At 71.1% G+C, this 17,064-nt stretch carries 17 protein-coding genes; 5 read left to right on the top strand and 12 right to left on the bottom strand.

The features are described from left to right. Positions 1-4 precede the first annotated feature (4 nt). The 8 genes from hpnC to OHA19_RS06190 all read right to left on the bottom strand — a co-directional run bounded on the left by hpnC (position 5) and on the right by OHA19_RS06190 (position 8,376). A complete protein-coding gene (gene hpnC / locus OHA19_RS06155; RefSeq protein WP_405749615.1) occupies positions 5-925 on the bottom strand; it encodes a squalene synthase HpnC in 921 nt (306 codons plus the stop codon). Between the two features lie 445 nt (positions 926-1,370). Continuing rightward, positions 1,371-2,156 carry an ABC transporter ATP-binding protein gene (locus tag OHA19_RS06160; protein ID WP_405719040.1) on the bottom strand — a complete coding sequence of 262 codons (786 nt, stop codon included), beginning with the start codon at positions 2,154-2,156 and terminating at the stop codon, positions 1,371-1,373. Next, on the bottom strand, positions 2,149-3,078 hold the full coding sequence (locus tag OHA19_RS06165) for an ABC transporter permease (RefSeq protein ID WP_405719038.1): 930 nt from the start codon (positions 3,076-3,078) through the stop codon (positions 2,149-2,151). Before OHA19_RS06165 ends, OHA19_RS06160 begins: the two co-directional genes overlap by 8 nt. A 107-nt stretch (positions 3,079-3,185) precedes the next feature. Continuing rightward, positions 3,186-4,058 carry a glycosyltransferase family 2 protein gene (locus OHA19_RS06170; protein WP_405722005.1) on the bottom strand — a complete coding sequence of 291 codons (873 nt, stop codon included), beginning with the start codon at positions 4,056-4,058 and terminating at the stop codon, positions 3,186-3,188. Between the two features lie 8 nt (positions 4,059-4,066). Further along, positions 4,067-4,846 (bottom strand): CDP-alcohol phosphatidyltransferase family protein, encoded by a 780-nt coding sequence (locus tag OHA19_RS06175; RefSeq protein ID WP_405719036.1) that lies wholly within the window; start codon positions 4,844-4,846, stop codon positions 4,067-4,069. Next, on the bottom strand, positions 4,824-5,885 hold the full coding sequence (locus OHA19_RS06180) for an iron-containing alcohol dehydrogenase family protein (protein WP_405719034.1): 1,062 nt from the start codon (positions 5,883-5,885) through the stop codon (positions 4,824-4,826). Before OHA19_RS06180 ends, OHA19_RS06175 begins: the two co-directional genes overlap by 23 nt. After that, the gene (locus tag OHA19_RS06185; protein ID WP_405719031.1) at positions 5,873-6,610 is read right to left on the bottom strand and encodes a sugar phosphate nucleotidyltransferase; all 738 of its coding nucleotides are present in this window, start codon (positions 6,608-6,610) and stop codon (positions 5,873-5,875) included. Before OHA19_RS06185 ends, OHA19_RS06180 begins: the two co-directional genes overlap by 13 nt. After that, a complete protein-coding gene (locus tag OHA19_RS06190; RefSeq protein WP_405722002.1) occupies positions 6,607-8,376 on the bottom strand; it encodes a DUF5941 domain-containing protein in 1,770 nt (589 codons plus the stop codon). Before OHA19_RS06190 ends, OHA19_RS06185 begins: the two co-directional genes overlap by 4 nt. Before the next feature lie 437 nt (positions 8,377-8,813). Here OHA19_RS06190 and OHA19_RS06195 point away from each other — a divergent pair, with 437 nt between their 5' ends. The 3 genes from OHA19_RS06195 to idi all read left to right on the top strand — a co-directional run bounded on the left by OHA19_RS06195 (position 8,814) and on the right by idi (position 11,976). Beyond that, the gene (locus tag OHA19_RS06195; protein WP_405719029.1) at positions 8,814-9,755 is read left to right on the top strand and encodes a cation diffusion facilitator family transporter; all 942 of its coding nucleotides are present in this window, start codon (positions 8,814-8,816) and stop codon (positions 9,753-9,755) included. A 212-nt stretch (positions 9,756-9,967) separates the two neighbouring features. Next, a complete protein-coding gene (locus OHA19_RS06200) occupies positions 9,968-11,236 on the top strand; it encodes a GNAT family N-acetyltransferase (protein WP_405749617.1) in 1,269 nt (422 codons plus the stop codon). Between the two features lie 146 nt (positions 11,237-11,382). Beyond that, positions 11,383-11,976 (top strand): isopentenyl-diphosphate Delta-isomerase, encoded by a 594-nt coding sequence (gene idi / locus OHA19_RS06205; protein ID WP_405719025.1) that lies wholly within the window; start codon positions 11,383-11,385, stop codon positions 11,974-11,976. Between the two features lie 39 nt (positions 11,977-12,015). On the opposite strand, the gene OHA19_RS06210 is transcribed toward idi, so the two are convergent. Then, positions 12,016-12,471 carry an ATP-binding protein gene (locus OHA19_RS06210; RefSeq protein WP_405719022.1) on the bottom strand — a complete coding sequence of 152 codons (456 nt, stop codon included), beginning with the start codon at positions 12,469-12,471 and terminating at the stop codon, positions 12,016-12,018. 135 nt (positions 12,472-12,606) lie between these two features. Next, positions 12,607-13,230, bottom strand: coding sequence for an HdeD family acid-resistance protein (locus tag OHA19_RS06215; protein WP_405719019.1), 624 nt, complete (start codon positions 13,228-13,230; stop codon positions 12,607-12,609). An 80-nt stretch (positions 13,231-13,310) separates the two neighbouring features. Between OHA19_RS06215 and OHA19_RS06220 the strand changes: the two genes are divergently transcribed. Next, positions 13,311-14,069, top strand: coding sequence for an enoyl-CoA hydratase/isomerase family protein (locus OHA19_RS06220; RefSeq protein WP_405719016.1), 759 nt, complete (start codon positions 13,311-13,313; stop codon positions 14,067-14,069). Between the two features lie 17 nt (positions 14,070-14,086). Here the strand turns inward: OHA19_RS06220 and OHA19_RS06225 are convergent, their stop codons facing one another. Together OHA19_RS06225 and OHA19_RS06230 are read right to left on the bottom strand one after the other, a co-directional pair. After that, positions 14,087-14,722, bottom strand: a complete 636-nt coding sequence (locus tag OHA19_RS06225; protein WP_405719013.1) for a DJ-1/PfpI family protein — start codon at positions 14,720-14,722, stop codon at positions 14,087-14,089. A gap of 97 nt (positions 14,723-14,819) precedes the next feature. Continuing rightward, complete coding sequence (locus OHA19_RS06230) at positions 14,820-15,782, bottom strand: GlxA family transcriptional regulator (RefSeq protein ID WP_405719010.1); 963 nt, start codon at positions 15,780-15,782, stop codon at positions 14,820-14,822. 134 nt (positions 15,783-15,916) lie between these two features. Here OHA19_RS06230 and OHA19_RS06235 point away from each other — a divergent pair, with 134 nt between their 5' ends. Beyond that, positions 15,917-16,780, top strand: coding sequence for an SCO6745 family protein (locus OHA19_RS06235; RefSeq protein ID WP_405719008.1), 864 nt, complete (start codon positions 15,917-15,919; stop codon positions 16,778-16,780). Positions 16,781-17,064: the final 284 nt, after the last annotated feature.

Here is a 17,064-nt window from a genome sequence, read left to right on the forward strand (position 1 = left end):
CGGCTCACCCCTCTCTACGCGCTCTTCGCAAGACAACTCCCACCTCGCGCAGCAGGCTGGGCTTGGTGGGCTTGGGCGGTCCGGGCAGTACGTCGAACCCGGCGGCCGCGATCGCGGCGAGGGCGGCGCGCCCGCCTCCCACGAATCCGGCGAGAAGCAGCTTGAGCCTGCCGTGGGCGCTGCCCACCAGGGGGATGCCTTCATCCAGCAGTTCCCGAGCACGTTCCGCTTCGTACGCGACCAGTGAACGCACCGACGCGCTCCCCGAGGGGGCGGCGAGATCTGTTTCGCCGACACGGAACCGCGCCATGTCGTCGGCGGGGAGATAGATCCGGTCGCGGCCGAGGTCCTCGGTGACGTCCTGGAGGTGCTCGACGATCTGCAGGGCGGTGCAGACGGCGTCGGAGCGGCGGATGCGCTCGGGGCTGGCGGTGCCGGTGATCTGCAGGACCAGCCGGCCCACGGGGTTGGCGGAGAGCTCGCAGTAGGCCAGGAGCTCCTCGTACGTCCCGTAACGGCGGACCTTCTGGTCCTGCCGGTTCGCCTCGACGAGGCCGAGGAAGGGTTCGGGGGTGAGCGCGCAGCGCCGCACGGTGGGGCGCAGGGCGCGCAGCAGGGGGTGGCGGGGGCCGTCGCCCGAGGTGCCGAAGACCCGGTACAGATCGGCTTCGAGGGCGTCGAGCATGGCGAGCCGGTCGTCGGTCTGCGCGGGATCGAGGCCGAGGTGACGGGCGTCCGCGCCGCCGGGTGCGAGATCGCCGTCACCGATGTCGTCGACCAGGCGTGCGTAGCCGTACGCGGCCATCAGGTCGTCGCGCCAGGCGCGGGGCAGGAAGAAGGGGGCTACGGGGAAATTCTCGTCCGCGGCCTTGTCGAGAGTGCTGGGCACGACGTCATCGGGGTGCGTCTGCCGGGTGCGGGTCACCACGGACCGCCCGGCGCTGGGACGGCGTGAGCACCTCGGAGCTGGAGATCTTCCGTCATAGCCGTCACATCTCCCGTTCTACACTGCCGACCCAAAACATCCCATTCCGGACACGCCGCCCGCTCTGCCGAGTGCGGAGCGCTGCCTACGGGCCGTACACCAGGCACTATCGCCCCACTTGCCTCGAATCAGCACCGGTACAGCTTACGTTGTACAACGCTCATCCATACGGCGGGGTGTCGGGCGCGCTGCCGCGACGCCTTCCGTCCCGCCAACCTTCCCCGCACACAAGCGAATTGACGTCATCCGACGGGACGAGATCCTGCCCGGGACATACCGCCGGGCGTGGAGAGCGCCGGCCGCGGTCCACGATCCGGACATCGAGGCGGCCTCCCCCGGAGAGCTCCGGCGGAGGCCGCTCGATGAATCAGGACCGGACGGACCGCTACTTTCCGGTCTCGCGCTCGTACGCCTTGAGCACCTCGTCCGCCGGGCCGTCCATCAGCAGCTCGCCCTTTTCCAGCCACAGCACCCGGTCACAGGTGTCGCGGATGGACTTGTTGCTGTGGCTGACCAGGAAGACGGTGCCGGCCTCCTTGCGGAGCTCCCTGATGCGCTTCTCGGAGCGGATCTGGAACTTGCGGTCACCGGTCGCCAGCGCCTCGTCGATCATGAGGACGTCGTGGTTCTTGGCGGCGGCGATGGAGAAGCGCAGCCGCGCGGCCATGCCGGAGGAGTACGTACGCATCGGCAGGGTGATGAAGTCGCCCTTCTCGTTGATCCCGGAGAAGTCGACGATCCCCTGGTAACGCTCGCGGATCTCCTCGCGCGACATGCCCATCGCGAGGCCGCCGAGCACCACGTTGCGTTCACCGGTCAGATCGCTCATCAGCGCGGCGTTCACCCCGAGCAGCGAGGGCTGGCCGTCGGTGTAGACCTTGCCGTGCTCGGTCGGCAGCAGACCGGCGATGGCCCGCAAGAGCGTCGACTTGCCGGAGCCGTTGGTGCCGATGAGACCGATCGCCTCGCCGCGGTAGGCGGTGAAGGAGACGCCGCGGACGGCGTGCACCTTGCGCACCCCGCGCGATTCGCCCTTGCCGCGGCGCATGATCCGGCTCAGCGCCGCGGTGGCACTGCCCTTGCCGCCGCCGGCGCCGTTGACGCGGTACACGATGTGCACATCGTCGGCGATGACGGTGGGGACTCGCCCCGGAGTCTTGTCGTCAGCCACGGCCGTACCGTTCCTCTGCCTTCCAGAAGTACACGAAGCCCACCAGGCCGATCAGGACCGCCCAGCCGAGCGCCACGACCCAGACGTGCGCCGGCAGGTTCTCCGAGCCGTAGCCGTCGATCAGGGCGAAACGGATCAGGTCCATGTAGATGGCCGCCGGGTTGTACTGCAGCACGTCGGCGATCCAGGCCGGCTTGTCCTTGAGCATCACCGGGATGGAGAACATGACGCCCGAGGCGTACATCCAGGTCCGCATGACGAACGGCATCAGCTGCGCGAGGTCGGGGGTCTTGCTGCCGAGCCTGGCCATGATCAGCGCCAGACCGGTGTTGAAGACGAACTGCATGACCAGCGCCGGAATGATCAGCAGCCACGAGGGGCTCGGGTAGCTGCCGAAGGAGACGGCCACGGCCCCGAGCACGATCATCGAGTACAGCAGCTGCTGGAGCTGCTGGAGCGAGAACGAGATGGGCAGCGAGGCGCGCGGGAAGTGCAGTGCCCGGACCAGCCCCAGATTGCCGGAGATCGCCCGCACGCCCGCCATCACCGAACTCTGGGTGAAGGTGAAGACGAAGACGCCGGTCACCAGGAACGGGATGAAGACCTCCTGGGTCATCCCCTTCCGGGTGCCCAGGATCAGCCCGAAGATCAAGTAGTAGACCAGGGCGTTGAGCAGCGGTGTGGCCACCTGCCACAGCTGGCCCAGCTTCGCCTGGCTGTACTGGGCGGTCAGCTTCGCCCTGGAGAACGCCATGATGAAGTGGCGCCGGCCCCAGAGCTGCCGGATGTACTCGAAGAGCCCTGGCCGGGCGCCGCTCACCGTCAGGCCGTACTTGGCGGCCAGGGCGGCCGAGGTCAGGCCGTCGTCGGCGGATGGTGGGGTGCTCAATGCCACCGCACCATCATGGGTTGTGTCACTCACCAGATGAAACTCTCGTATTCAAGATGCGCAGCCAGTCGCGGGCGCGGCTCGGAGCGGACAGGTCCCGTGGAGAAAACGTACGTCCCATGCTCTCAGAGGTGAGCCTCTCAGATCACGGGAGGGCGACCGAGTCTGGTCAGCCGCCATACCGTGCGCCATTTCATCGGACGGCGGGTTCCACAGGGCGAGGACCAGCCTTCCCGGAAACCGCCGAGCCATGCCTTCAGCGCCGGGCCGGAGGGCTTGCGGACCAGGGTGAGCAGCAGCCACACCCCGAGGTAGACGGGGACCAGCGGTGCGGGCAGATTGCGACGGGCCAGCCAGACCCGGTTGCGGGCCACCATGCGGTGGTACACCGCGTGCCGCGAGGGGGCGGTCGTCGGGTGGTTGAGGACCATGTCCGCGCGGTAGTCGATCATCCAGCCCGCGTCCAGCGCCCGCCAGGCGAGATCGGTCTCCTCGTGCGCGTAGAAGAACTGGCCGGGCAGCGGCCCGACCTCGGCGATGACCTTGGTCCGTACGGCGTTGGCGCCGCCCAGGAAGGTCGTCACGCGTGAGGAGCGCGTCGGGTCGGAGGCGCGCAGCCGCGGCACGTGACGGCGCTGCGTGACCCCGGTGTCCGGGTCGGCGATGCGGAAGCTGATGATGCCCAGCCCGGGATCGGTCTCGAAGGCCTGCCGGCAGAGCTCGGCGGTGTCGGTGAGCGGCAGCAGTCCGTCGTCGTCGAGGAAGAGCAGGGCGTCCACATCGGCACCGGACGGGCCGAAGGCCTCGATCCCGACGTTGCGGCCACCGGGGATGCCCAGATTCTCGGGCAGCTCGACGGTCCGCACTCCCGCGGGGACCTCCGGTACGGGGGCGCCGTTGCCGACGACCACCACCTCGATCCGGTCGCCGTCCTGCCGGGCGACCGAACCGAGGAGGGCGCGGAGCTCTTCGGGGCGGTTGCCCATCGTGATGATGACGGCGCCGAGCTTCATGGGCGTGCTCACTTCAGCCTGCTCGACGCCAGGATCGACACGAGGTGCAGCAGCGTCTGGAGCAGCGCGATGCCGGCCAGCACCGCGACCATGAGGCGGCTGAAGAACAGATCGTCGCGGACCGCGTCGAGGACGGCCGCCACCAGGATGACCAGTGACGCCTCGACCCCGAGGATGAGCCGGTGGAACTTGAGCGCGCCGGCGGCCCGGCGGGCGAAAGCCATTCCGGAGGAGCGCGGCTCCGACGCGGCCTCCTTGACCGGCGGCAGCCCGCCCTGGTGGCGTGCGACACCGACGAGGTCGGTCTCGGCCTTGATCAGGATGGCGCCGAGGGCCGCGAGCGTACCGAGGAAGGCCCAGAGCCAGTCGATCCGTCCGGTGCCCCAGAGGTCGGCGGCGCGCAGGCCGAAGCCGACCAGCACGGCTGCGTCGCAGAGATACGCGCCGACCCGGTCCAGGTAGACCCCGCCCAGCGAGAACTGCTTCTTCCAGCGGGCCACCTCGCCGTCGACGCAGTCGAGCAGCAGGTAGAGCTGGACCGCGAGCACGCCGAGCAGCGCGCCGGGGATGCCCGGAACGAGGAGAGCCGGTGCGGAGAGCACGCCCGCGATCGTCATCACGTAGGTCAGCTGATTGGGCGTGACCCTGGTGTTCACCAGGTGCCGGTCGATGCGCAGCGAGATCTCGCGCATGTAGAGCCGACCCGCCCAGTGCTCACCGCTGCGCCGGTCCTTCACACCCGGCGGGTGCACGACCGGACGGAGTTCAGCTATGGATGGCTTTTGCATAGTCGGCGTACGCGTCCCTGATCTGGTCGGTGGACAGGTTGAGGTGTTCCAGGATCGTGAAGCGCCCCGGACGGGTCTGCGGGGCGTAGTCGACGGCCTGGACGAACTCGTCGGCGGTGAAGCCGATCTCTTCGGGCACGACCGGCAGCCCGTGGCGGCGCAGGGTGGCCGCCATGTGCAGCGACTCCTCGCGGGCACCGCGCAGGTACATGGCGAAGCAGGCGCCGAGGCCGACCTGCTCGCCGTGACTGGCCGCGCGCTTGGGGTACAGCAGGTCGAAGGCGTGGTTGATCTCGTGGCAGGCGCCGGACGCCGGCCGGGAGTCCCCGGCCACGGACATCGAGATGCCGGTGAGCACGAGGCCCTCGGCCAGCACCTTGAGGAAGGCGTCGTCGGCGATCCGGCCGGGGTGGCGCAGCACGGCCTCGCCCGCCTGCCGGGCCATCGCCGCCGCGAGTCCGTCGATCTCCTCGCCCTTGACCTCGTGGGCGAGCTCCCAGTCGGCCACGCAGGAGATGTTGGAGACCGCGTCGCCGATGCCGGAGCGCACGAAGCGGGCCGGCGCCTGGCGGACGATGTCGAGGTCGATGACCACGGCGATCGGGGTGGGTACTCCGTAGGATCCCCGGCCGTTGTCGTTGTCGAGCGTCGCGACGGGTGAGCAGAGGCCGTCGTGGGCGAGGTTCGTCGCCACCGCGACCATGGGCAGCCCGACCCGCGCCGCCGCGTACTTCGCCACGTCGACGATCTTGCCGCCGCCGAGGCCGACCACGGCGTCGTACCGGTTGCCCTTGATGTCGTCGGCCAGCTTGACCGCCGAGTCGAGGGTGCCGTCGGTCACGGGGTACCAGTGGGCGCCGGGCAGCGCCGGGGTCAGCCGCTCGCGCAGGGCGCGTCCCGAGCCGTCGCTGATCGCGACGGCGAGCTTGCCGGAGGCGGAGATCCGCTGGTCGGCGAGGAGGCCGGCAAGATCGTCCAGGGCGCCGCGACGGATGTCGACGACGACCGGGGACGGAATGAGCCGGGTCAGTACTGGCACGCGATCTCACGGCCCTTCGCGAGGTCGTCGTGGTTGTCGATCTCCACCCACGTCACTTCGCCGATGGGGGCCACGTCAACGGTGAAGCCGCGGTTCACGAGCTCCTGGTAGCCGTCCTCGTAGTAGAGGTCGGGGTCGCGCTCGAAAGTCGTCTTCAGGGCGTCCGCGAGCTCCTCGGCGGCCTCGGGCTCGATGAGGGTGACGCCGATGTACTCGCCGGTCGCGGTGGCCGGGTCCATCAGCTTGGTGATGCGGCGCACACCCTTGCCGTCCTCGGTGATGACCTTCATCTCCTCGTCGGCGAGGTGCTTCACCGTGTCGAGGGCGAGGATGATCTTCTGGCCGTCGCCGCGGGCGGCGAGCAGGGTCTTCTCGACGGATACCGGGTGGACGGTGTCGCCGTTGGCCAGGATCACGCCACGCTTGAGTACCTCACGGGCGCACCACAGGGAGTAGGCGTTGTTCCACTCCTCGGCCTTGTCGTTGTCGATCAGGGTGAGGGTCACGCCGTACTTGGCCTCGAGCTCGGCCTTGCGGTCGTACACGGCTTCCTTGCGGTAGCCGACGACGACGGCGACCTCGGTGAGGCCTATCTCCGCGAAGTTGGCCAGCGTGAGGTCCAGCACCGTCTTCTCGCCGTCCACAGGCACGAGGGCCTTCGGAAGCGTGTCGGTGTAGGGGCGCAGACGCCGTCCTGCACCGGCTGCCAGTACGAGGCCGATCATGCGGGTTCTCCTTCGTCGTGAACGGCGGGTGCTCCGGAGGACACCCAGAAGCGGATGGACTCCACGAGCACCACCAGTGCCACCGCCACCGCGAGGGTGGTGAGCGCCACGGTGAAAGCCGAGTGCTGAGTGAATACGGCGGCGAGTACGGCCACCACCAGAGTGCGGCCCTCGTGCCCACCGATCGTGCGTACCAGCCACCGGGGCGGCGCGCCGGTGCCGCCGCGAATGCGGTACACCGTGTCGTAGTGATGGTAGGCGACGGCCGAGACCAGCCCGAAGGCCGCCGGAAGGGCGCCCGGGACATCGCTGCGGGCCGCGAGGATCAGGACGGTGCAGTACTCGGCCGCCCTGAATATCGGGGGCACGAGCCAGTCCAGCGCGCCCTTGAGAGGGCTGGACACGGCCATGCCGGAGAAGATCGCGTAGACCACCGCCGCCAGGATGGTGTGCCAGCTGCCGAAGGGCTGCGTGAGCGCGGAGGCGGTCATGAGCACCCCGGCGAGCAGGGCCGTGACCGGGGCGCTCCAGCTGCCGCCGAGCCGGGGCCCGACCGCGGCGACGGCCTCGGCCAGCGGGCCGGAGTCGGCGAGGTCCGCGAGGGCCCGGGCGGCGCGGTCGGTGCGCTCGGCCTTGCGGGTCAGCGAGCGCAGCAGCCGGCCTGCGGTGGTGTAGCAGGCGGCGAAGGCGCAGCCGGCGAGCAGGGCGTAGAAGACGATCCGGGGCGTGGTCACCGCGGTCAGTACCGCGATCATCGCCCAGCGCTCACCGATCGGGAGCACTATCATCCGGCGCGCCCAGACGGTCCAGCCGACGCTGTCGAGCCGGTCGGAGAGCGCCGCCGTGGGGCTGGAGTTGGCCACCGCGTCGTGGTTGGCCTCGTTGAACGAGAAGTCGATGACGTGCCGGCAGGCCTGGAGCACCATCGCGCCCAGGGCCAGCACCCATACGTCGTCACCGCCGCGGGCGGCGCCGAGCGCGAGGCCCGCGTAGTAGGCGTACTCCTTGGCCCGGTCGAAGGTCGCGTCCAGCCAGGCGCCCATCGTCGAGTACTGGAGCGAGTAGCGGGCGAGCTGCCCGTCGGTGCAGTCCAGGACGAAGGAGAAGAGGAGCAGCACGCCGGCCGCGATGTAGCCGCCGCGGGTGCCGGTCGCCGCGCTGCCGGCCGCGATCAGCGCGGTCAGCAGGGAAGCGGTGGTGACCTGGTTCGGCGTGAGGCCGCGACGGGCGCACCAGCGGGCGATGTAGCGGGAGTACGGGCTGATGAAGAACGTGGTGAAGAAGCCGTCGTGGGCCTTCACCGCGCTGCGCAGCCGCACCGCCTCGTCGTCGACCGAGGCGAGGGCGCTCTCCGCCTCGGCGCGCGCGGGTGCGTCCGTCGGCACGGCGGCGACCAGCGAGCCCAGTTCGGGTCGCTGCACCGCGGTGCCCTCGGCGTCCATGGTGACGGCCAGGCGGCCCGGCACGGTGCGGTCGGTGACCGGCACGGTGGACGTGCCCGTGGGCACACCCGCGCCGACGGCCTCGGCAGTGGTGTCCAGGGCCCGGACGAGCGCGGGGCGCGCCTCCGGCTGCGCGGTGAGCGCGCCGGGGACGGTGGCCGCGGGGAAGCGCGGGTCGGTCAGTCCGAGCCGGAGGGCGTGGACATGGCCGACGAATCGGGGGTCGACCAGTGCGACCCGACGGTCGGCGGGGACGGCCGAGAGCAGCCGTGCGGCCTCGGTCACATCGGCGGCGACCTGTACGTCGAAGCCCAGTGACCGCAGGTCGTCCGCGAGCGACGAACCGGGTACCGGTGCACCGGTGAGGATGGCGGTCGACAGACGAACTCACTCCTTGGTGCTGACGGGTTCGGCGCGCGACTGTGCGGCCCGGATGCGGGCCGGCGCCACGTCGGCAGAGGCTATCGGATGAACGGAAGCGCGAGTTCACCGACCGTTTGCGCCCTGTTCGGGTGGACCGGCATCATCCGACGCCGCCCGCGATCATCATCGTCGATCGCCGCCTCGCCTGACAAAACGCGATGGTGCCGCCCGGGTCCGGCCCGCTGTGCCACCTTCCTGACCTGCAAGCATTTCCGCAGGTCAGAGCATATGACAACGGTGTTCAGTACCGTGTTGCCGGATACCCCCCACCCGTAGTTGACTGGCAATGCCCGGGCCGACCGCGTCCGGGACCGCGAGACGACCGGGAGGCGTTCTCCATGGGGGCAGGGCACGACCACGGGCACACACACGGCGGGCCGCCGCCCACCGGCACGGCAGCCGCCGCGTACCGGGGGCGGCTGCGGATCGCGCTCTGCATCACGCTCACCGTGATGGTGGTGGAGATCGTCGGCGGGGTGCTCGCCGACTCGCTCGCGCTGATCGCCGACGCGGCCCACATGGCGACCGACGCCCTCGGCCTGGGCATGGCGCTGCTGGCGATCCACTTCGCCAACCGGCCGGCCGGGGTGAACCGCACCTTCGGCTACGCCCGTGCCGAGATCCTCGCGGCACTGGCCAACTGTCTGCTGCTGCTCGGGGTCGGCGGCTTCCTGCTCTTCGAGGCCGTCGAGCGCTTCATCACCCCGGCCGAGACCAGGGGCGGGCTGACGATCGCCTTCGCCGTGGTCGGTATGGCCGCCAACATGGTCTCGCTGTCGCTGCTGATGCGCGGGCAGAAGGACAGCCTCAATGTGCGCGGCGCCTATCTGGAGGTGCTCGCGGACACGCTCGGCTCTTTCGCGGTGCTGGTCTCGGCGGGAATCATCCTGGCCACCGGCTGGCAGGCCGCCGACCCGATCGCCTCGCTGGTCATCGGCCTGATGATCGTCCCCCGTACCGTGAAGCTGCTCAGGGAGACGCTCAACGTGCTGCTGGAGTCGGCGCCCAAGGGGGTCGACATGGGGGAGGTACGGGCCCACATCACCGCCCTGCCCGGTGTGCTGGACGTCCACGACCTGCACGCCTGGACGATCACCTCGGGCATGCCGGTGCTCTCCGCGCATGTGGTGGTGCGCCAGGACATGCTCGACTCGATCGGGCACGAGAAGCTCCTCCACGAACTGCAGGGCTGCCTCGGCGTCCACTTCGACGTGGAGCACTGCACCTTCCAGCTGGAGCCGAGCGGCCATGCCGAGCACGAGGCCAGGCTCTGCCACTGACCGGTCCCCGTCCGAGGGGCCATGTAGGGTATTCGCAGAGGCGTTCGGCCTCCCCATGTGCGAGAAGAGAGGAGCTGAGGTTGATGACCGTCGCGAAGGCGCCTGCCCGGCGCAGCATCCGGTCCTTCCTCATCTCCCGGGCTCACGGCTAGCGCTCCGACTCACACCGGGTCGGCACGCGGCCGGAGCCCTCGTACCCAAGGGTTCCCACGTTGACAGACAACGACCGCGCCGTCCGTACCGAGGCGTTCTTCTCCCTGCACCACAAGCTGCCCCGGCAGAGCCCCGGCTCCGATGCCACCACCCGGCGGCTGCTGGAGCTCACCGGCCCGCTGCCGCACCGTCCGCGCGTCCTGGATCTGGGCTGCGGGCCCGGCCGCGCCGCGCTGCTCCTCGCCGCCGAGGCGGGTGCCGAGGTGACCGCCGTCGACCTCCACCAGCCGTTCCTCGACGAGCTGCGCGAGGCGGCCGCGGCCCGCGGGCTCGGCGACCGCATCCGCACGGTCCGGACCGACATGGGCGAGCTCTCCGGCCCGGCCTTCACCGACGGGTCGTTCGATCTCGTCTGGGCCGAGGGTTCCGCGTACATCATCGGCTTCGATACCGCGCTGCGTGACTGGAAGCGACTGCTCGCACCGGGTGGCTCCCTCGTCGTCAGCGAGTGCGTCTGGACCACGGACACTCCGACGGCCGGGGCACGCGCCTTCTGGGAACAGGAGACGTCGATGCGCCCCGTGGCGGGCAACGCGGCGGCGGCCGTCGCGGCCGGGTACCACGTCCTCGGGGCGCTGGTGCAGCCCGACAGCGACTGGGACGAGTACTACGTCCCGCTCGCCGAGCGCGTCGAGGCCGCCGACGCGTCCGCTCCCGGCATGGCGTGGGCGCTCGCGGCGACCCGCGAGGAGCTGGCCATGCGGCGCGACCACGGCACGGAGTACGGCTACGCCGGTTATGTGCTGCGCCCCGTCGATCCCCGCTGGACGACCCGGCCGGAGACGGCGGCGGACACGGCGGCCGTGCACGCCGTCAACGCCGCCGCCTTCCCGACTCCGGACGAGGCCGGTCTCGTCGACGCGCTGCGCACCGATCCGGCGGCCTGGCTGCCCGGCCTCGCCCAGGTGGCGACGGACGGCCCGGACGGGGACGTCGCGGCGTACGCGCTGCTGACCCGGTGCCGGGTCGGGGACGTACCGGCGCTCGCGCTGGCCCCGGTGGCGACCGCCCCCGAGCACCGGCGCCGGGGTGCGGGACAGGCCGTGGTGCGGGCGGCGCTCGACGCGGCCAGGCTGCGCGGCGAGTCACTCGTCCTGGTGCTCGGCCATCCCGAGTACTACCCGAGGTTCGGTTTCGTGCCGGCGTCGCGGTACGGGATCCGGCCGGGCTTCGACGTCCCCGACGAGGCGATGATGGCCCTGGTGCTCGACGGTTCCGTGCCGGTGCCGCAGGGCACGATCGGCTACCCGGCCGCCTTCGGCGTCTGACGTACCGTCCGGTCCGCCGCGCCCCCGTGGTGCGGCGGACCGGACATTCGACCCCCCGAAGTGCGGACAAGCGGCTTTTGTACGGCAGACTTGACCGGACTCGACGGGACCGGCGCACCGGGCCGGGACCATAGCGAAGGATGGGTATGCCGACCACACCAGCCACCGCGGCGCACAGCTCGTCGAACGGCACAGCAGAAGTGATCATGCTCGAACTGGTCGACGAGGACGGCACCACCATCGGTACGGCGGAGAAGCTCGCCGCCCATCAGCCGCCCGGTCAGCTGCACCGTGCCTTCTCCGTGTTCCTCTTCGACGAGCAGGGCAGACTGCTGCTCCAGCGCCGCGCGCTCGGCAAGTACCACTCCCCCGGTGTCTGGTCGAACACCTGCTGCGGCCACCCCTACCCCGGTGAGGCACCCTTCGCCGCCGCCGCGCGGCGTACGTACGAGGAGCTCGGGGTCTCGCCCTCCCTCCTCGCCGAGGCGGGCACGGTCCGCTACAACCACCCGGACCCGGCCTCGGGACTGGTGGAGCAGGAGTTCAACCATCTCTTCGTGGGAATGGCGCAGGACCGGCTGGACCCGGATCCGGAGGAGGTCGGCGAGACCGTGTTCGTGACGGCCGGCGAGCTCGCCGAGCGGCACGCCCGGTCGCCGTTCTCGGCCTGGTTCATGACGGTGCTGGACGCCGCGCGCCCGGCGATCAGGGAACTGACCGGACCGTCCGCCGGCTGGTGACGGGCGGACGGCACCGGGCGCGCCGCCGGGTGCGGGCGGTCAGAGGAGCGGGTTCAGCGGCAGCGCCGCCCAGATGATCTTTCCGCCGCCTGCGGTGTGCTCCACATCGCAGGCCCCGCCCGCTTCCCGGGTGATCTCCCGGACCAGCAGCAGACCGCGTCCGCCGGTCTGCGCGTAGTCCGTCTCCAGGGCCGTCGGCCGGTAGGGGTGGTTGTCCTCGACGGACACCCTGATCCACTCCTCGCCGACGGCCACCTCGACGGCCAGCTCCGGCGAGAGCAGCGCGGCATGCTTCACCGCGTTGGTGACCAGCTCGGAGACGATGAGCAACAGCCCCTCGGCGACATCGTCGTCCAGCGGCACGCCCTGTCGTTTCAGCAGATCACGCACCGCGTGCCGGGCCTGCGGTACGGATACGTCCACGGCCGGAGCGGTGAACCGCCAGACTCCCTCGTACGGGACGGGCCGGGCGGGGACACTCCCGCGGCTCTCCATAGTCCGGTACCCGCTCTCCACTCGATGGTGACTGCACGTCGAGTACAGAGTGCGGGGCGTAGTCGGTCCGGACCGTGCCACTGAACAGAAGTCGACCCCTATCGACGGGTTTTGACCGGACCGAACGCTGATCGCTCAGCCTTCGGACCGCTTCTGTCCGTCTCCCCGGGGTTGGCCGGGCAGCTCGTCGGTCACCCTCTGTTCCGAAACCATCGAAACGATGCGGCGGCCGCCCACCCCCATCGCGATCAGGCCGAGGCCGTCGAAGAGCAGCGCCAGCGAGAAGAAGAGACCCAGCACATAGAGGCTGCTGTGCGGCCAGTCGAAGAGCACCAGCAGCCCCAGCAGCAGGCCGAAGGCTCCTTGCAGCAGCGTCCAGCCGAACTGCGGGCCGCGCACCACGACGCTGCCCACCAGGCGGAACACCCCGCCGGTCAGGAAGAGCAGCGCGGCGAACATGGTCAGCGCCTCGGCGGTGCCGTGCGGGTGACGGATGACGACGATTCCGGCGGCGATGTTCAGCGCGGCCACCACGACGCCCAGCCAGAAGTAGTCACTGCCGCGGGAGTCGATGGCGTGCAGCAGTCCGACGATGCCGCCGAGCAGCAGCAGCCAGCCGAACAGGAGCATCGAGGTCAGTGTCGCGACGCCGGTGTAGACGAGACCGACCAGGCCGGCCACGACGAGCAGGGTGCCGAGCAGGGCGAGCCAGCCGAAGCTGCGGCTCAGTCTCCTGCCCTCGGTTGCGGGATCTGCCACGGGAAGCTCCTCACGGTGCGCGCCTGGTCCCGGACCCCTTCTTGATCATAGGTTCGAACCGTACGGATAGCATCCGGCGCATGGACCGTACGGAATCCGGCCTGGAGCACGCCGTCGTGGACGGCGTCGCCACCGTCGTGATCAGCAACCCCGCCAAACGCAACGCGATGACGGCGGCGATGTGGAGCGCGCTGCCCGGTCTGCTGGAGCGGCTGGCGGCCGACGCCGCGGTCCGGGTGCTGGTGCTGACGGGTGCCGGGGACACCTTCTGCGCCGGCGCGGACATCTCCTCGCTCCGGGATCCCGCGGGCGATCCGCAGGCGCTCGCGGTGGCGGCCGAGGAGGCGCTGGCCGCGTTCCCCAGGCCGACGCTCGCGGTGATCCGGGGTTACTGCGTGGGCGGTGGCAGCCAGTTGGCGGCCGCCTGCGACCTGCGGTTCGCCGAGGAGGGCGCGTCCTTCGGTGTCACACCGGCCAAGCTAGGCATCGTGTACGCCGCGTCATCGACCCGGCGCCTGGTGGCGCTGACCGGCCCGGCCACCGCGAAGCACCTGTTGTTCTCCGGCGAGCTGATCGACACCGCACGGGCGCTGCGCACCGGCCTGGTCGACGAGGTGCTGCCGGCCGGCGGGCTGGAGAAGCGGGTGGCGGCGTACGTGCGGACCCTGACGGCCCGCTCGCAGCTCACGCAGGCGGCGGCGAAGGAGTTCGCCGACGGGCACCGGGACCGGGACGCGTACTGGGCTCAGCAGGCACGCCGCAGCGGCGACACCGCCGAGGGTGTCGCCGCCTTCCTGGAGCGGCGCGAGCCGGAGTTCACCTGGACGACCGGGGCCTGACGGCCCGCGCCCGCGCGCTACTGGAGGAGGTAGTGGCGCTGGGCCCGGAACTTCTCGACCATCGCCGCCGGGGCCTTCTCCGGCGAGCCCGCGTCGTACGGCGGCTGCGGGTCGTACTCGGTCAGCAGCTGCACGGCCAGGGCGTGCTCGTCGCCCGCGATCCGGCCGGCCAGGGTGAGACCCATGTCGATGCCGGAGGAGACGCCCGCCGCGGTGACGTACTTGCCGTCGATGACGACGCGGTCCCCGGTCGGATCGGCGCCGAGCTCCTCCAGTACGTCCAGCATGAGCCAGTGCGAGGTGGCCCGTCGGCCCGTCAGCAGTCCGGCCGCGGCGAGCAGCAGCGAGCCGGTGCAGACGGAGGTGGTCCAGGTGCTGGTGGCATCGGCGGTGCGCAGCCAGCCGAGCAGCGCCTCGTTCTCCATCTGGCCGCGCTGTCCGGGACCTCCGGGCACGACCACCACGTCCGGTGCCGGTACGTCGGCGAGGGTCCGGTCGGCGACGAGTGCGAGGCTGCCGGTGTCGTTGCGCACGGGGCCGGTCCGTTCCGCGACGAACACGGTCTCGGCGCCGGGAGTGCGGGCAAGCATTTCGTGCGGGCCCACCGCGTCGAGTGCGGTGAAGCGGTCGAAGAGGACGATGGCGATCTGCATGGGTTCCCTTTCGCGGTCGATCGTGGGTGGGTAGTGGTCATCGGCTGTCGGTGATCAGCCGGCCGCGGAGCCGCGGTCATGCGCGGCGGGTCGGCGGTCAGCCGGCCGCGGAATGGGGGCGGAAGCGTCGGCGGTATTCGGCGGGGGCGGTGCCCAGGGCCTTGACGAACGCGCGGCGCATGGCCTCCGGGGTGCCGTATCCGCAGGCACGTGAGATACCGGTGACGCCGTCGGTGGTGTCCTCCAGCAGTCTGCGGGCCTGCTCCAGGCGTACGCGGTCGACGTAACGGCCCGGCGTGAGGCCCGTCTCGGCCCGGAAGGCGCGCGCGAAGTGACGGGGCGAGAGGCGGGCGCGGGCGGCGAGCGCCTCGACGCAGAGGTCCGCGCCGGGGTTCTCGGTGATCCAGTGCTGGACCTCGCGCAGGGGCTCGCGCCGGGCGGTCTGGGCGGAGAGCTGGGCGCTGAACTGGGCCTGGTTGCCGGGCCTGCGCAGAAAGACCACGAGGTGCCGGGCGACGGTGAGCGCGACGTCCCTGCCGTGGTCCTCCTCGACGAGCGCGAGGGCCAGGTCGATCCCGGAGGTGACTCCGGCGGAGGTGGCCAGTCTGCCGTCGCGTACGAATATCGGGTCCGGGTCGACCTCGACGGCCGGGTGGTTGCGGGCGAGGTGGTCGCAGACCGTCCAGTGCGTGGTCACCCGGTGCCCGTCCAGCAGTCCGGCCCCGGCAAGGAGCAGCGCGCCGGTACAGACGGAGACGAGCCGCTCGGCGTGCGGTGCGTGTTCGCGCAGCCAGTCGACGAGTGCCGGGTCGGGGTGGCGGGTGCCCTCGCCGCCGGGGACGAGCAGGGTGTGGGGCGGTTGTGCGTCGGCGAGGCTGCTGTCCGGGACGAGGACGAGGCCGCTGCACGTGCGGACCGGGGCGCCGTCGAGCGAGGCGGTGCGCAGCCCGTACCCGGCCCCGGGAAAGCGGGAGGCCCCGGCGAAGACCTCCACCGGCCCGGTGACATCGAGGCTCTGGACGCCGTCGTAGAGGACGACGAGTACGGATCGCTGCGTCATGACTGCCATCCTGGTCGGCCCGGATCATGGCTGCAATGACGAGGAACCCACCTTTCCTGCCACCGCGCGACGGCCAGGATCCGGGTGCCGCCCCGGGGTTACGGTACGTACCGACCAGTCGGTAATGTGCCTGCATGAGTACTCTGCCGCCACGCGCCGGACGCCGCTGCCACAACGCCACCAACCTGCTGCACTCGACGGTCTACTTCTCCCCCGACCTCGGCAAGGAGCTCGGGGAGCTCGGCATCGACGACCCGAACGCCGCCTACTTCGCGGCGCGTTCGGCCGCGATGGGTGCCGTCGGTCCGGGCACGGTCACCGCGGCGTTCTACAACTTCAACCACGACCTCATCGCCCGGCACCTGCCCGCAGTGTGGTCCGTCGCCTCGCCGCAGGCGGTCCTGGACGCCCGGCTGCGCGCTGCCGACACCACTCTGCGCCGGCTGCTGGGCGAGGAGATCATCGCTTCCCCGGAGCTGGCCGAGGCGGCGGAGCTCGCGCTGCGCGCCGCCGAGGGTTGCACCCGGCACGCCCGGCTGCTCTACGCCGCCCATGCCGATCTCCCGGTGCCCGAGCAGCCGCACCTGGCGTACTGGCACGCCGGCACGCTGCTGCGGGAGCACCGCGGCGACGGCCATCTCGCCGCGCTCCTGACCGCCGGGCTCGACCCACTGGAGGCCCTGGTCAGCCACACGGCGACCGGCAAGGGGATGAACCCTCGTTGGGTGCTGGCCACCCGCGGCTGGCAGCGCGACGACTGGGACGCGGCCTGCGAGCGGCTGCGCGGGCGCGGACTCCTGGACGCCGAGGGCGAGTTGACCGAGGCGGGCGTCGCGCTCCGGTCCGATCTGGAGGAGGCCACGGACCGGATGGACGCGGCGCCGTACGAGCGCCTGGGCGCCGAGGGTGTGGAGCGGCTGACCGAGCTGGGGCGCGGGTTCATGTTCACGGCGGCGGCGGCGGGCGCGTTCCCGGACGATCTGATCGGCAAGGGCTGAGCCGCCGGCCGGACCGATCCGCGCGAGAGGCCCCGGGGACTGTCGTCAGACTGCCGTCGTCGCCGGGAGGGCGGCCGAGCGGCATCCGGTGCGTGCGATCGCAAGGCGGAGGACCGCCCTCGTACTGGGTGTACGCGGGCTACTCCGACAGCGCCGCGGGCGTGCGTGCCGGACGCCGCTCGGCAGACGGCAGTTTGACGACGGGCACCGGGGTGGCCGGGCGACACGGCGCCCGGCCACCCGGCACAATGCAGGCGAAGGGGCCCCGCCCCGGCAGGCACAGC

It is taken from the genome of Streptomyces sp. NBC_00012 (assembly GCF_045040875.1).
In the GTDB taxonomy this organism is placed as follows: domain Bacteria; phylum Actinomycetota; class Actinomycetes; order Streptomycetales; family Streptomycetaceae; genus Streptomyces.